Origin of the sequence: Paracoccus beibuensis (genome assembly GCF_026162625.1) — a bacterium.
Lineage (GTDB): Bacteria > Pseudomonadota > Alphaproteobacteria > Rhodobacterales > Rhodobacteraceae > Paracoccus > Paracoccus beibuensis.
Genome location: NZ_JAOTBD010000005.1, coordinates 161,420 through 175,399 on the forward strand (window position 1 = coordinate 161,420; position 13,980 = coordinate 175,399).

Genomic DNA, 13,980 nt, shown 5'->3' on the forward strand with positions numbered 1-13,980 from the left:
GGCGCTTGATCGAGATGCGGGATGTCGGTTTCGGCTATCACGGCGGGGCCGAGCTGTTGTCGGGCATGACGCTGAGCCTGCAACCGGGCATGTTCCACTTCCTGACGGGGCCGTCGGGATCGGGCAAGACCACGCTGTTGCGGCTGTGCTACGCCGATCTTCTGCCCACCGCGGGCCGGATGACCGCCTTCGGCCACGAGCTTCGGGATCTTTCGCGCGACGACATTGCGGACCTGCGCCGCCAGGTCGGCGTGGTGCACCAGGACCCGCAGTTTTTGGAACACCTGGCGGTTGCGGAAAACGTCGCGCTGCCGCTGACCGTTGCCGGAGAGCCGGTGGACATGGAGGCGCTGCGCGACCTTCTGGGCTGGGTGCAGCTGGCGCCGCAGGCTCGGGCGCTGCCGCCGTCGCTTTCGGGCGGAGAACGCCAGCGGGCGGCCCTGGCGCGCGCCGTGATCCTGTCGCCCGACCTGGTGCTGGCGGACGAACCGACCGGCAACCTGGACTGGGAGATGTCGATGCGGCTGATGCAGCTGCTGATCGAGCTGAACAAGTCGGGCAAGACGGTGCTGGTCGCGACCCATGACCTGAACCTGATCCGCGCCACCAAGGCGCAGGTCACGGCGCGGGTGCTGCGGATCTCGGGCGGCAGTCTGCATCTGGCAGGGGCGGATCTGTGATGCGGCGGGATCTTCGGGGACTGAACCTGGTGGCCCTGTGGCGCGGCCTGATCGGCGGCGACGGCGGCAAGGGCGACCGGATCGTACCGCCGACCGGCTTCACGGCGCAGCTGACGCTGTTCTCGGCCGGGGCGATGGCCTTCCTGGCGGTCTTTGCGCTGGCCCTGGCGCTGGCGACGGGGCGGCTGGCCGACCGTTGGTCCGACGCCCTGGCGGGCAGCGTGACCGTCCGCGTCAGCGCCCCCGTGACCGAGCAGGAGGCGCAGGTGCAGACGGCGCTGTCGATCCTCCAGACGACGCCCGGCGCCGGAGAGCCGCGCCTGCTGCCGCCGGAGGAGATGGCCCAGCTGCTGGAACCCTGGTTCGGGCCCGACATGCCGGTCGATGCCCTGCCGGTGCCGGCGCTGATCGACGTGCCGGTCACGGGCGACGACTTCGACGCCGAGGGCCTGCGCCTGCGGCTGGAGGCCGAGGCCCCGGGCGCGGTGCTTGACGACCATACCGAATGGCGCCGGCCCCTTGTCTCGGCCGCGAACCGGCTGCGGATGCTGGGCATCGTGTCGCTGGTGCTGATCGCGGCCGCCTCGGCCGCGATGATAACGCTGGCGGCCAAGGCGGCGCTGGCGGCCAACGGGCAGGTGATCCGCGTGATGCGTCTGATCGGGGCGCGGGACCTGACCATCGCCAACGCCTTCGTGCGCCGCTTCACCCGCCGCGCGGCGGTCGGATCGGCTGCGGGAACGGTCCTGGGGATGCTGGCTGTCGCGATCCTGCCGGACGCCAGCGCGGCAGGCGGCTTCCTGACCGGCCTGGGGTTTCAGGGTTGGGGCTGGCTGATGCCGCTGTCGATCCCGCTGATCGCCGCCGCCGTCGGCTTCTTCGCAACCCGTTGGGCGGCGCTGAAGATGCTGGGGGCTGTCCGATGAACCGCGACCGCGCCAAGCCCGGTCCGCTGACGGCGTGGCAATATGTGCAGAACGTCCTCTTCTATGTCCATGTCGCGCTGGCGACCACCGTCATCGGGCTGGCCGGCCTGCCGGCGCTGCGGCGGGGTCGGGCGGGGGCCAATTCCGTGGCCACCCGCTGGATCGCCTACATGGTCTGGGCGGCACGGCTGCACCTGGGCCTGACCTGCGAGATCAGGGGCACGCCGCCCACCGACGACTGCATCGTCGCCGCCAAGCACCAAAGCTTCTGGGATATCCTGATCATCGCCCATGCCGTCCCCCGCCGCGCCTTCATCATGAAGCGAGAGGTGATGGGCGTGCCGGTCATGGGCTGGTACGCCTGGAAGACCGGCTGCATTCCCATCGACCGTACGCGGGGGCGGGACGCGATGGCCGCCATCTCTCACCAGATCAACCAGCGCATGTCGGGCGAGGGGTTGGGCCAGCTGATCATCTATCCCGAAGGAACGCGCACGCTGCCGGGGCAGCGCAAGTCATACAAGCAGGGCGTGGCGACGATCCGGCTGGGGACCGGGCTGCCGGTCGTGCCGGTGGCGGTCAACACGGGCATGTTCTGGCCGCGCAGCGGATGGGGCATCCGTCCCGGCCGCGCCGTGGTCGAGTTCCTGCCCACCATCGGCCCGCAGATCCCGGCGGAGGGCTTCCTGCCGCGACTGGCAGCCGAGATCGAGACCCATTCCGACCGCCTGATGGCCGAGGCCGGGCTGGACATCCCGGTCCGGGCGGCGGATCTTGCGCCGCCCGAGATGGTAGATCACCGCAGCTCGTAATGGCGCGGGACATGCGGCTCCACCGGCGGCAGGCCGATGTCGCGCCGCATGTGCGGGGACAGGTGGTAAGGGTCCGGCGGCCGGGGCCGCCTGCGCCGTGGCAGCAGCAGCGCCCGGACAAGGGCCCATAGGACCGCCGTCGCGCCATGACGGCGGATCAGGCGGTGCAGGGTGGGGTGCAGGCTGTTGGCCTGCGGATGCAGTTCGGCAATCATCGTTGCTCTCCGGCTGACCTCCATGGCGGGATCATGTGCGGTCGGTTGGGTCGGTCTTGGAAAATGACGACATGCGGACGGGCCGCGCGAACGCGGTCGGTCGGGATCAGGTCGTCGGTGGGGGCCCGTTCAGGCGGTCAGCGGCGATCCATTCGTCGCTGCATGCCAGCCATCGTGGCGAAGGTGGTGTCCGATATGTTCATGCGGCCCCTCCTTCCTGCTGATGGTTGCGGGCAGGGTGGAGGCTGCCCGGCGTCTGCAGTTCGCGCAAGCGCGCAAACATGGACAGCCGCCCGTTTCGGGGCGGCTGTGGCAGGGCGGTCACAGTGTCGTGTTCAGGCGGCCAGCGACTTGGACCCCATCGCCAGGAACTTGGCGCGTCGGTCCCTGGTCAGTTCTGCCGGCGATTTTCCGTCCAAATCGGCCAGCATCGCGGCGATTTCCTGCCCGACCGAGGCGATGGTATCCGCCGGCGCCCGCTGCGCACCGCCGAGCGGCTCGGCGATGATGCGGTCGATCACGCCAAGCTTCTTCAGGTCCTGCGCAGTCAGGCGCAGCGCCTCGGCGGCCTCGCGCATCTTCTCGGCGTCCTTCCACAGGATCGAGGCGCAGCCCTCGGGCGAGATGACCGAATAGATCGAATGTTCCAGCATGGCGATGCGGTTGGCGGTCGCGAAGGCCACGGCACCGCCCGATCCGCCTTCGCCGATGATGACGCTGACCAGCGGCACGCCGATCTCCAGCGACTTCATGGTGCAGCGGGCGATGGCCTCGCTCTGCCCACGCTCCTCGGCTCCCTTGCCGGGATAGGCGCCAGGCGTGTCGACCAGCGTGATCACCGGCAGCTTGAAGCGGTGCGCCATGTCCATCAGGCGGATCGCCTTGCGATACCCCTCGGGGCGCGCCATGCCGAAGTTGTGGTGGATGCGCGAGCGGGTGTCGTTACCCTTCTCGTGGCCGATCACGACGCAGGCCGCGTCGTTGAACCGCGCCAGCCCGCCCATGACCGCATGGTCGTCGCCAAAGGCGCGGTCGCCGGCCAGGGGCGTGTATTCGCTGAACAGCGCCTGGATATAATCGCGGCAATGCGGGCGGTCGGCATGGCGCGCGACCTGCGTCTTGCGCCAGGGGTCCAGCGACTTGTAGAGGTCGCGCAACAGGTCCCCGGCCTTCTTGTCCAGCGCCGCGGCCTCTTTCTCGACATCGACGGCCCCCTCGCCCTTGCGGGCCATGGCGCGAAGTTCCTCGGCCTTGCCCTCGATATCGGCGAGCGGTTTTTCGAAATCCAGATAGACCATGCGTGCTGCCCTCGGCGCGTTCGGGTTCGGCCCCATATAGGCGCCTCGCCCGAACAGTGCAACGCAGGCTGCTTATTGCAGGTCCGCGAAGGCCTTCTGCAGGCGGCGCACCGCTTCGATCACGCGGGCGCGGGGCGTGGCCAGGTTGAAGCGCACGAACCGGTCGCCCCCGGTCCCGAAGGTCGCGCCGTGATTGGCGGCGATCTGCGCCGTGCCCTCGACTCGCGCGGTGAATTCGGCGGGCGTCATGCCGGTGCCGGAAAAGTCCACCCAGGACAGGTAGGTCGCCTGCAGCGGCATGGACCGCAGGCCGGGAATCGCGTTGACACCGTCATCGAAGATGCGGCGGTTGCCGTCCAGATAGTCGACCAGCGCATCGACCCAGGCCGCGCCCTCGGGCGAATAGGCGGCGGCGACCATGTCCATCCCCAGCATCGCCGGAGAGATCCCGGCCGCCATCAGCGCCGCCTTGAACCGCGCCCGCAGGTCGGGGTCCGCGATGATCGCGTTGCCGATATGGGCGCCCGCGATGTTGAAGGTCTTGGTCGCGGCCGTCAGCGTCACCAGCCGGTCGGCGATGTCCGGCGCGACGGTCGCGATCATCCGGTGGCGCGGGCTGTCAGGCATCACCAGATCGCAATGGATGTCGTCGGAGATCAGGATCAGGTCATGGCGGCGGCAGAAGTCGGCCACCTGCGACAGTTCCTCGAAAGTCCAGACGCGGCCTCCCGGGTTGTGCGGCGAACAAAGGATCAGCAGGCGCTCCTGGCCCTTCAGCATCCCCTCCCAGCTGTCCCAGTCCATGTGATAGATGCCTTCCCGCTGTGCCAGCGGCAGTTCGACCAGGTCGCGGCGACCGGCGCGGATCACGCGACCGAAAGCGTGATAGACCGGGCTCATGACGATAACGCCATCACCCGGTGCGGTGAAGGCGTTCAGCGCCATCGCGACGCCGTTCACCAGACCCGAGCAGGTCAGGACCCAGTCGGGCTGGACCTGCCAGCCATGACGATTTTCCATCCACCAGCAGATCGCATCCAGATACGGGCGGTTCGCACCGGGATAGCCATAGACGCCATGCGCCACGGCCGCCTCGACCGCGCGCTGCACGGACTGGGGCGGGCGGAAGTCCATGTCGGCCACCCACATCGCCAGACCGTTGTCGGGGTCCACGCCATAGGCCGACTGCATGTCGTCCCATTTGCTGCACCGGGTGCCGCGGCGGTCGATGATCTGGTCGAAATCGGGATCGGGCATGGGACCTCCTGCAGGTTGCGCCACGCCTGCATACGCTGGTTGTTGCTTATGGTGAAGCCATGCCCTAAATCGCGGGCATGAACGTGCGACCGATCCTCATCCATCCCGATCCGCGCCTGAAGAAGGTGGCCGAACCCGTGGCCCGCATCACGCCCGAGATCGAGACGCTGGCCGCCGACATGCTGGCGACCATGTACGACGCGCCCGGCATCGGCCTGGCGGCGCCGCAGATCGGCGTCGGCGCGCGCGTCTTTGTCATGGACGCCACCCGCGATCCGCAGGCCGAACCCGCGCCCCTGGTGCTGGTCAACCCTGAGGTAACCTGGACCTCGGAGGCGCTGAACAGTTATGACGAGGGCTGCCTGTCCATCCCGGACCAGTATGGCGAGGTGACGCGCCCCGCGCAGGTCCGCATGCGCTGGCTGGGCCTGGACGGCAAGACGCACGAACGCGAATTCGACGAGCTGTGGGCCACCTGCGCCCAGCACGAGCTGGACCACCTGGACGGCATCCTGTTCATCGACCACCTGTCGGCGATGAAGCGGCAGATGATCACCCGCAAGATGGTCAAACTGAAACGGGAACGGGCGCGTGCCTGAAGATCCCGCCCCCAGGGGTTGGACCCGGCCCTTGCTGCCGGCCCCCTTCGGATCGGGAATCGAGCGGGACCTGGTCCTGTGGCCGGACCCGCGCCTTCGCCAGCCGTGCGAGCCGGCCGGTTATCTGAAGAGCCCCAATCTGCACGCGCTGGCGGCGGATCTTCTGGCCACCATGTATGCTGCGGGGGCCCGTGGCCTTGCTGCGCCGCAGGTCGGCAACCTGCGGCGCATCTTCGTCATGGATGCGGGGTGGAAAAATGGCGATCCGGAACCGCTGGTGATGCTCGATCCCGAGATCCTGTGGCGTTCTCCGCAGACCGAGGTTGCGGTCGAGGCCTGTCTCTCGATCCCCGGGCATCCGGTCGAGGTCGAGAGGCCCGCCGCCATCACGCTGGGGTGGTACGACCTCGACGGGAAGCACCAGAAGCGCCAGCTGACCGGCACCCATGCCCGCATTGCCCAGCACGAGGTCGACCATCTGGACGGCCGGCTGATCGTGAAGGACTGACCATGGCCGCGCGCCCTTTTCTGCCTTACGCCGACCCGCGCCTGCACCGCCCGGCCGACCCAGTCGAGGCGATCACGGAAACCGTCCGGATGATCTGGGACGACATGATCGACACGATGGAGGCGATGCCCGGTGTAGGGCTTGCCGCACCCCAGATCGGCATCATGCTGCAACTGGCGGTGGTCGACGCCTCCGACAAGCGCGGGCAGGCGGTGCGCATGGCCAATCCGCAGATCCTGCACGAAAGCGTCCAGTTGCGCGCCCATGACGAGGCCAGCCCGAACCTTCCCGGCGTTTCGGCCCGCATCAACCGCCCCCGCGCCGTGACGGTGCGGTTCCTGAACGACCAGGGCGAGGTCGAGGAGCGCGATTTCGTCGGCCTCTGGGCAACCAGCGTGCAGCACCAGATCGACCACCTGCAGGGGCGGCTTTATGTCGACCACCTGTCGCCGCTGCGCCGCAAGATGCTGGTCGCCAAGTCGGCAAAGCTTGCCCGCCGCTAGCGGTTGATCCCGATGCCGGTGGAGTCCGGAGGAGCAGTCGCCATCCTCGGGCGGCAGGCGGATCGGAAGCTGCGGATCGCCCCCCCGACCTGACCTTGCTCCGGCACGCGCCAGTCCCTAGACCGAAGCCAAAGGCAGCAAGCGGAGAAGCACATGCGCGTCATCTTCATGGGAACGCCCGAGTTCTCGGTGCCTGCCCTCAGGGCCATCGCCGCCGAACACGAGGTCGTCGCCGTCTATTCGCAACCTCCGCGCGCCGCCGGTCGCGGCCAGACGGCGCGCCCGACCCCCGTTCATGCCGCAGCCGAGGCACTGGGCATCCCGGTCCGCACGCCCGAGAGCCTGCGCGACCCGCAGGCGCAGGCCCAGTTTGCAGCGATCGATGCCGATGTCGCGGTGGTCGTGGCCTATGGGCTGATCCTGCCGCAGCCGGTTCTGGACGCGCCGCGGTTGGGCTGCCTGAACATCCACGCCTCGATCCTGCCGCGCTGGCGGGGGGCGGCGCCGATCCACCGCGCGATCCTGGCAGGCGACGCCGAGACCGGCGTCGCCATCATGCAAATGGAGGCGGGGCTGGACACCGGCCCGGTCATGGCCGAAACAAAGACGCCGATCGGATCCATGGAAACGACCTCCGACCTCCATGAGCGCTTGGCCGAAATGGGGGCCGGCCTGATCGTCTACGTGCTGTCGCGCCTGCCGCTGCCGACGACGCCGCAAGTGGACACGGGCGTCACCTACGCCACCAAAATCGATAAGTCCGAGGCACGCATCGACTGGACCCGCCCGGCATTCGAGGTCGATCGCCAGATCCGGGGCCTGTCGCCATTTCCCGGCGCCTGGTGTGATGTCGGTGGAGAGCGGGTGAAGCTCCTCCGCAGCCGTCTAGTCGAGGCAAACGGCGCGCCCGGCACGGTTCTGCGCGATTTCACGATCGCCTGCGGTGACGGGGCCGTGCAGATCACCTTGGCCCAACGCGCCGGCAAGCGGCCGATGACTGCCACCGAACTCCTGCGCGGCTGGGACCTGCCGTCACGGCTCGGCTAGGGGCGGGAAGCGCCCCTTCGCGCCCGGCTGCGGCGGGGGCCTGTCCCCCGCCCGGCGGGCGCGAAAGCTGCCGCGGGACGCAACCCGCGCCGGACCCGGCTCAGATCGCGCCGTGGCAGTGCTTGAACTTCTTGCCTGAACCGCAAGGGCAAGGGTCGTTCCGCGCCGAGCTTCCCCAGGTCGCGGGGTTAGACTCGTCAACGCCGGGCCGCGCGTTTGCCGCAGGCTCGGCGGCCGGTTGCGGCTCGGGGGCTTCTGCAGGCGCGGTGTCGGCCTCCGGCGCGGACGGAGGCGCCATCTGCCGCAGCATCTCGGCGCGCTCTGCCTCGGTCAGTGGGCGAATCTGGCTGAGGCGCTGCGTCACGTCGAAGCGCAGCCCGTCCAGAAGGCTCTCGAACAGCTGGAACGCCTCGGTCTTGTATTCCGACAGCGGGTCGCGCTGCGCATAGCCGCGGAAGCCCACGACAGACCGCAGGTGGTCCAGCGTCAGCAGGTGATCGCGCCATTTCTGGTCGATCTGCTGCAGCAGCACCTGCTTTTCGATCTGCACCATCGTCTCGGCCCCGAAGGCCGCCGCCTTGTCCGCCATATAGCGGTCGCTGGCCTCGGTGATCCGCTCGCGCATCGCATCGTGGTCCACGCCTTCCTCGGCCGCCCAATCTGCCACGGGAAGGTTCAGGTTCAGCCGCTCCCGCACCGACACCTTCAGCGCCTCGACGTCCCACTGGTCGGCATAGCTGCGCGCCGGCATGTGGTCCTCGATCAGGTCGTCGATGACCTGGTGGCGCATGTCGGCGGTGATCTCTCCGACATCCTCGCTGTCCATGATCTCGCGGCGCTGGCTGAAGATCGCCTTGCGCTGGTCGTTCATGACGTCGTCGAACTTCAGAAGCTGCTTGCGGATGTCAAAGTTGCGGCCTTCCACCTTGGCCTGCGCGCGTTCCAGCGACTTGTTCACCCAAGGGTGCACGATCGCCTCGCCTTCCTTCATGCCAAGCGTGGACAGGACCTTGTCCAGACGCTCGGACCCGAAGATCCGCATCAGGTCGTCGTCCAGCGACAGGAAGAACAGCGACCGGCCCGGATCGCCCTGGCGGCCGGAACGGCCGCGCAGCTGGTTGTCGATCCGTCGGCTTTCATGACGCTCGGTTCCCAGGACGAAAAGACCACCCGCCTCCAGAACCTGCTGCTTCTCGGCGGCGTGTTCGGCCTCGATGCGGGCTCGCAGATCGTCGGGATGGGCGTCCGGATCGGCCTTCAGCGCCTCCATCACCTTCATTTCGACATTGCCGCCCAGCTGGATGTCGGTGCCGCGGCCGGCCATGTTGGTCGCGATGGTCACCGCGCCCGGCTTGCCCGCGTCGGCCACGATCTGCGCCTCGGCCTCGTGCTGGCGGGCGTTGAGGACGTTATGCGGAATGCCGTCCTTCTTCAGCATCTCGGACAGCATCTCGGACTTCTCGATGCTGGTGGTGCCGACCAATGTCGGCTGGCCCTTGGCATGCGCCTCCTTGATCGCCTCGATGACGGCCGCATATTTTTCGGCCGCCGTGCGATAGACGCGGTCGTGTTCGTCCAGGCGCGCGATGCCACGGTTCGTCGGCACCTCGACCACGCCCAGCTTGTAGATCTCGGCGAATTCCTCGGCCTCGGTGGATGCCGTGCCGGTCATGCCCGACAGCTTCGAATAAAGCCGGAAGTAGTTCTGGAAGGTGACGCTGGCCAGCGTCACGTTCTCGGGCTGGATCTCGACGCCTTCCTTGGCCTCGATCGCCTGGTGCAGGCCGTCCGACAGGCGGCGGCCCTTCATCATGCGCCCGGTGAATTCGTCGATCAGCATCACCTCGCCGTCGCGCACCATATAGTGCTGGTCCTTCAGGAACAGCTTGTGCGCGCGCAGAGCCTGGCTGGCATGGTGGACGATGGTGGTGGATTCCGGATCATAAAGCGTCTGCCCCTCGGGCAGGACGCCATCGGTCTGAAGGCGGGTCTCGAGGAACTCGTTGCCTTCCTCGGTGAAGGTGGCGTTCCGGGCCTTTTCGTCCAGCTTGTAATGTTCGTCCGTCAGCAGGGGCACATAGGTGTTCAGCACCTTGTAAAGTTCGGAACGGTCCTGCGACGGGCCGCTGATGATCAGCGGCGTCCGGGCCTCGTCGATCAGGATGCTGTCGACCTCGTCCACGATGGCGAAGTTATGGCCGCGCTGGACCATTTCAGCGACGCTGCCCTTCATGTTGTCGCGCAGATAGTCGAAGCCCAGTTCGTTGTTGGTCGCGTAGGTCACGTCGCAGGCATAGGCCTCGCGCTTCTCGCCCTCGGGCTGGAAGGGAACCACGACGCCGCAGGTCATGCCCAGCTGGGCATAAACCTTGGACATCCATTCCGCGTCGCGCTTGGCCAGATAGTCGTTGACCGTGACGACATGGACGCCCTTGCCGGACAGCGCGTTCAGATAGGCCGGGAAGGTGGCGACCAGGGTCTTGCCCTCGCCGGTCTTCATCTCGGCGATGTTGCCCTGGTGCATGAAAATGCCGCCGGTCAGCTGCACGTCGAAGGCCCGCAGGCCCAGGGCGCGGCGCGCCCCCTCGCGGCAGTTGGCGAAAGCCTCGGGGAGGATGTCGTCCAGGCTCTCGCCCTTGGCGACGCGGTCCCTGAACTCAACCGTCTTGTCGATCAGCCCCTGGTCGGACAGCGCCTTGAACTGCTCCTCCAGCGCGTTGATGCGCGCCACCAGCGGACGCGTTCCCTTGACCATGCGGTCATTGGGCGTCCCAAAGACCATCTTCGCCAGATTTCCAATGCCGAGCATGTTACCTTCGCAATCACGTTGATGGGAAAGGCGCGTCCCTTGCGGCCCACTTGCCCGCCCCGGTCGCATTGCCGTATCAGGGGCCGGAACGAACGCGGCGGCGGCGCCTTCCACGGAGTTGCTTCGGGATGTAGGCCGCGCCCGCCTGACTGTCAATGTTGGCACCGGATTCACGCCGCGTGCCTGTGGATCTGCAAAGGAAGTCCCATGACCAGACCGAACCTGCTGGCCGCCGCCCTGATCGCGGTGCCGTTCCTGTCTGCGCCCGTCCTCGCCCAGGACCAGGGCGCCGACGCGGTCGTCGCGACCGTCGGCGACGACCAGATCACCCTGGGGCAGATGATCGTCATGAAGCAGTCGATCCAGGACCCGAACATGGCGAACCTGCCCGACCAGGCGCTGTGGGACATGATGCTGGACCAGCTGATCCGCCAGACCGCCGTTGCCCAATCGGCCGAGGAGGACGCCGCCGTCCGCGCCCAGCTGGAATTGCAGCGCCGCAACACGCTCGCCAGCGCCGCCGTCACCCAGATTGCCGCGGCCGATCCGACCGAGGAGGAGCTGAAGGCGACTTATGACCGGCTGTTCGCCGAGGCCGATGCCGTGCGCGAATACAACGCCGCCCATATCCTGGTCGAGGCCGAGGAAGAGGCCAAGCAGATCAAGGCCGAGCTGGACGACGGCGGCGACTTCGGCGCACTGGCGGAACAGCATTCCACCGGCCCGTCCGGTCCGAACCAGGGCGATCTCGGCTGGTTCTCCGCCGACCAGATGGTTGCGCCCTTCGCCGAAGCCGTTGCCGCGATGGAGCCGGGGGCCGTGTCGGACCCGGTCCAGACCGAGTTCGGCTGGCACGTCATCAAGCTGAACGAGACCCGCCTGCGCGAAGCGCCGCCGCTCGGGGAGGTCCGCGACCAGATCAGCCAGATGGTCCTGCGCGAAAAGGTCGAGACCGAGATCCAGCGCCTGGTGGAGGCCGCCGATGTCGAGAAGACCGACGACGTCGATCCCGCCGACCTGAACCGCATCGAACTGCTGGAGGCGAATTGATGGGCAAGGCCGGACTTCCCGTCTCGCCCTTGGCCCCGGCGTCCTTCCCGGACCTGCCGGTGATCGCGGGCATCGATTTCGCCAGCGCCGCCGCCGGGGTGAAGTACCAGGGCCGCACCGATGTCACCCTGATCCGCATCGCGCCGGGCAGCACGGTGGCCGGGGCCTTCACCCGGTCCTCGACCCGCGCGGCCTGCATCCTCGACAACCAGGCGAAGCTTGCGCAGGGCGGCGATGCGCCGCAGGGGGCGGCAATCATCATCAATTCCGGCAATGCGAACGCCTTCACCGGCGCGCGGGGGCAGGAATCGGTCGATGCGGTGACGGGCACCGTCGCCTCGGCGCTGGACCTGCCGCGGGGGCGGGTGTTCTCGTCCTCGACCGGCGTGATCGGAGAGCCGCTGCCGCATGACCGCATCGTCGGCGTCGTGGGCGACCTGGTCGCGGGGCTTGACCCCTCAGGCGTTGCCGACGCGGCGCGGGCAATCATGACGACGGACACCTTCCCCAAGGGCGCCTCGGCCACGATCGAAGGCGAGGGCGGGCCGATCCGCATCACCGGCATCGCCAAGGGGTCTGGGATGATCGCGCCGGACATGGCGACGATGCTGGTCTATGTCTTCACCGACGCACGGGTGCCGGCGGATCTGCTGCAGCAGGCGCTCTCGTCCGGGCTGGACCGGACCTTCAACGCGATCACCGTTGACAGCGACACCTCGACCTCGGACGCACTGGTTTTGGCTGCGACGGGCCAGAGCGCGGCCGCGCCGATTTCCGATCTGGAAGACGATGTCGGGCAGGCCTTTGTCGAGGCGCTGCATGGCGTCATGCGTGAATTGGCGCATCTGGTCGTCCGCGACGGCGAGGGTGCGACGAAATTCGTCGAAGTCGCCGTGACTGGCGCGGCGTCCGAGGCTGACGCCCGAAAGGTCGCCATGGCCATCGCCAATTCGCCGCTGGTCAAGACTGCCATCGCCGGAGAGGACGCCAACTGGGGCCGCATCGTCGCCGCCGTCGGCAAGTCCGGGGCCGAGGCCGATCGCGACCGGCTGACCATCAGCTTCGGCGATATGGTCCTGGCCGAGAACGGCTGGCGGTCGCCCATCTATGACGAGGCCGCGGCCAGTGCCTACATGAAGAACGCCGATCTGAAGATCGGTGTCGACCTGGGGTTGGGGCAGGGCGCACGGACCGTCTGGACCTGCGATCTGACCCATGGCTACATCGACATCAACGCGGATTACCGTTCGTGAAGACTGTCCTTGTGTCGGCCGTGGCGCTGATCGATCCCGACGGGCGCGTGCTTCTGGCACAGCGCCCCGAGGGCAAGCCCATGGCCGGCCTGTGGGAGTTTCCGGGCGGCAAGGTCGAGCCCGGCGAGACGCCGGAGGCCGCCCTGATCCGGGAACTCGACGAGGAGTTGGGAATCCAGACCTGGAACAGCTGCCTGGCCCCCCTGACCTTCGCCAGCCACAGCTATGACACGTTCCACCTGCTGATGCCGGTCTTCGCCTGCCGCCGCTGGCAGGGCATCGTACACCCTCGCGAGGGGCAGCAACTGGCATGGGTCAAGGCGCGCGACTTGCGGGCCTATCCGATGCCTGCGGCTGACATACCACTGATACCCGCACTGCAAATGTGGCTCTGATAACGCGCATTTTAGTGATCTGGTTGCAATACTGCCCAAAAAAGTCGTAGCTGGGCTTATAAATAATCCATTGTTAACTATTTCATGACTACCTTACCCCATGGGCGCAAGGAGGGATTGACATGATTCGCACCATTTCGATCGGAAGCTACATTTCGATTCAGGGTCTTTTCGAAGGCGCAATGTCGAACGGAAATATTCTGGTTCGCGTCGGCAGCCGCCTGTTCGAAGGCAAGCCGGTCAGCAACTGACAGTTACTCGGCACCTACAGCTTGATCGTTAGAAGTTATATGATCTGGGCAGTCAGGCGCTGACACATCAGAACCGAGCAGCCGCCGAGAAATCGGCGGCTGTCTTGCACGAGGCATGGCAAAATCGAGCTTTGTTGCCGTCCATTGCCAATCGGCATCCGGGTCCTTCCAGCACACCTGTCATTTGGCAGTTGCTGGTGGACCTATGCCGCGTTGACCTGAATGCCAACGCGTTGTGGCTTTGCTGAACCGGGTCGTTCGCCCTGAATAAGTCGGAACGACCTGCATTTGCTGGGTGATTGTGCCAAGACGGTAGCGTGGAATTGCAAGGTTTCGTATGCTGAGGCTTGAAACCTTGCGAATTCCGGAGCTGTGAT

15 protein-coding genes are annotated in these 13,980 nt (G+C 67.1%); 11 read left to right on the forward strand and 4 right to left on the reverse strand.

Features of this window, described 5'->3' with window-relative positions; all coding sequences use genetic code 11:
• Positions 1-5 precede the first annotated feature (5 nt).
• The 3 genes from OC159_RS05800 to OC159_RS05810 are packed head-to-tail and all read left to right on the forward strand — an operon-like array spanning position 6 to position 2,418.
• Positions 6-680: a cell division ATP-binding protein FtsE gene (locus OC159_RS05800; protein ID WP_265500205.1), complete on the forward strand. Its 675-nt coding sequence runs from the start codon at positions 6-8 to the stop codon at positions 678-680.
• Complete coding sequence (locus OC159_RS05805; protein ID WP_265500206.1) at positions 677-1,606, forward strand: cell division protein FtsX; 930 nt, start codon at positions 677-679, stop codon at positions 1,604-1,606. The genes OC159_RS05800 and OC159_RS05805 overlap by 4 nt, the downstream gene beginning before the upstream one ends.
• A complete protein-coding gene (locus OC159_RS05810) occupies positions 1,603-2,418 on the forward strand; it encodes a lysophospholipid acyltransferase family protein (protein ID WP_265500207.1) in 816 nt (271 codons plus the stop codon). Before OC159_RS05805 ends, OC159_RS05810 begins: the two co-directional genes overlap by 4 nt.
• Here the strand turns inward: OC159_RS05810 and OC159_RS05815 are convergent.
• The 3 genes from OC159_RS05815 to OC159_RS05825 all read right to left on the reverse strand — a co-directional run bounded on the left by OC159_RS05815 (position 2,403) and on the right by OC159_RS05825 (position 5,188).
• Positions 2,403-2,633, reverse strand: a complete 231-nt coding sequence (locus tag OC159_RS05815) for a hypothetical protein (RefSeq protein WP_265500208.1) — start codon at positions 2,631-2,633, stop codon at positions 2,403-2,405. The two genes, OC159_RS05810 and OC159_RS05815, sit on opposite strands and share 16 nt — an antisense overlap.
• Positions 2,634-2,968: 335 nt before the next feature.
• Complete coding sequence (locus tag OC159_RS05820) at positions 2,969-3,931, reverse strand: acetyl-CoA carboxylase carboxyltransferase subunit alpha (RefSeq protein WP_265500209.1); 963 nt, start codon at positions 3,929-3,931, stop codon at positions 2,969-2,971.
• A gap of 72 nt (positions 3,932-4,003) precedes the next feature.
• Positions 4,004-5,188 (reverse strand): MalY/PatB family protein, encoded by a 1,185-nt coding sequence (locus tag OC159_RS05825; RefSeq protein ID WP_265500210.1) that lies wholly within the window; start codon positions 5,186-5,188, stop codon positions 4,004-4,006.
• A 77-nt stretch (positions 5,189-5,265) separates the two neighbouring features.
• On the opposite strand from OC159_RS05825, the gene def (OC159_RS05830) reads away from it, so the two are divergent.
• From def (OC159_RS05830) to fmt, 4 genes are all read left to right on the forward strand, one after another.
• Positions 5,266-5,787: a peptide deformylase gene (gene def, locus OC159_RS05830; protein ID WP_265500211.1), complete on the forward strand. Its 522-nt coding sequence runs from the start codon at positions 5,266-5,268 to the stop codon at positions 5,785-5,787.
• Positions 5,788-5,818: 31 nt separating this feature from the next.
• Positions 5,819-6,295: a peptide deformylase gene (gene def, locus OC159_RS05835; protein ID WP_265500212.1), complete on the forward strand. Its 477-nt coding sequence runs from the start codon at positions 5,819-5,821 to the stop codon at positions 6,293-6,295.
• 2 nt (positions 6,296-6,297) lie between these two features.
• Positions 6,298-6,798 (forward strand): peptide deformylase, encoded by a 501-nt coding sequence (gene def / locus OC159_RS05840; protein WP_265500213.1) that lies wholly within the window; start codon positions 6,298-6,300, stop codon positions 6,796-6,798.
• Between the two features lie 153 nt (positions 6,799-6,951).
• On the forward strand, positions 6,952-7,845 hold the full coding sequence (fmt, locus tag OC159_RS05845; protein ID WP_265500214.1) for a methionyl-tRNA formyltransferase: 894 nt from the start codon (positions 6,952-6,954) through the stop codon (positions 7,843-7,845).
• Between the two features lie 100 nt (positions 7,846-7,945).
• On the opposite strand, the gene secA is transcribed toward fmt, so the two are convergent.
• The gene (secA, locus tag OC159_RS05850) at positions 7,946-10,654 is read right to left on the reverse strand and encodes a preprotein translocase subunit SecA (protein ID WP_265500215.1); all 2,709 of its coding nucleotides are present in this window, start codon (positions 10,652-10,654) and stop codon (positions 7,946-7,948) included.
• Positions 10,655-10,861: 207 nt separating this feature from the next.
• On the opposite strand from secA, the gene OC159_RS05855 reads away from it, so the two are divergent.
• The 4 genes from OC159_RS05855 (at position 10,862) to OC159_RS05870 (ending at position 13,603) form a co-directional block, all read left to right on the forward strand.
• The gene (locus OC159_RS05855) at positions 10,862-11,704 is read left to right on the forward strand and encodes a peptidylprolyl isomerase (RefSeq protein WP_265500216.1); all 843 of its coding nucleotides are present in this window, start codon (positions 10,862-10,864) and stop codon (positions 11,702-11,704) included.
• Entirely contained in the window at positions 11,704-12,957 is a 1,254-nt protein-coding gene (argJ, locus tag OC159_RS05860) for a bifunctional glutamate N-acetyltransferase/amino-acid acetyltransferase ArgJ (RefSeq protein ID WP_265500217.1), read from the forward strand. The genes OC159_RS05855 and argJ overlap by 1 nt, the downstream gene beginning before the upstream one ends.
• Complete coding sequence (mutT, locus tag OC159_RS05865) at positions 12,954-13,352, forward strand: 8-oxo-dGTP diphosphatase MutT (RefSeq protein ID WP_265500218.1); 399 nt, start codon at positions 12,954-12,956, stop codon at positions 13,350-13,352. Before argJ ends, mutT begins: the two co-directional genes overlap by 4 nt.
• A gap of 122 nt (positions 13,353-13,474) precedes the next feature.
• On the forward strand, positions 13,475-13,603 hold the full coding sequence (locus tag OC159_RS05870) for a hypothetical protein (protein ID WP_265500219.1): 129 nt from the start codon (positions 13,475-13,477) through the stop codon (positions 13,601-13,603).
• Positions 13,604-13,980 lie beyond the last annotated feature (377 nt).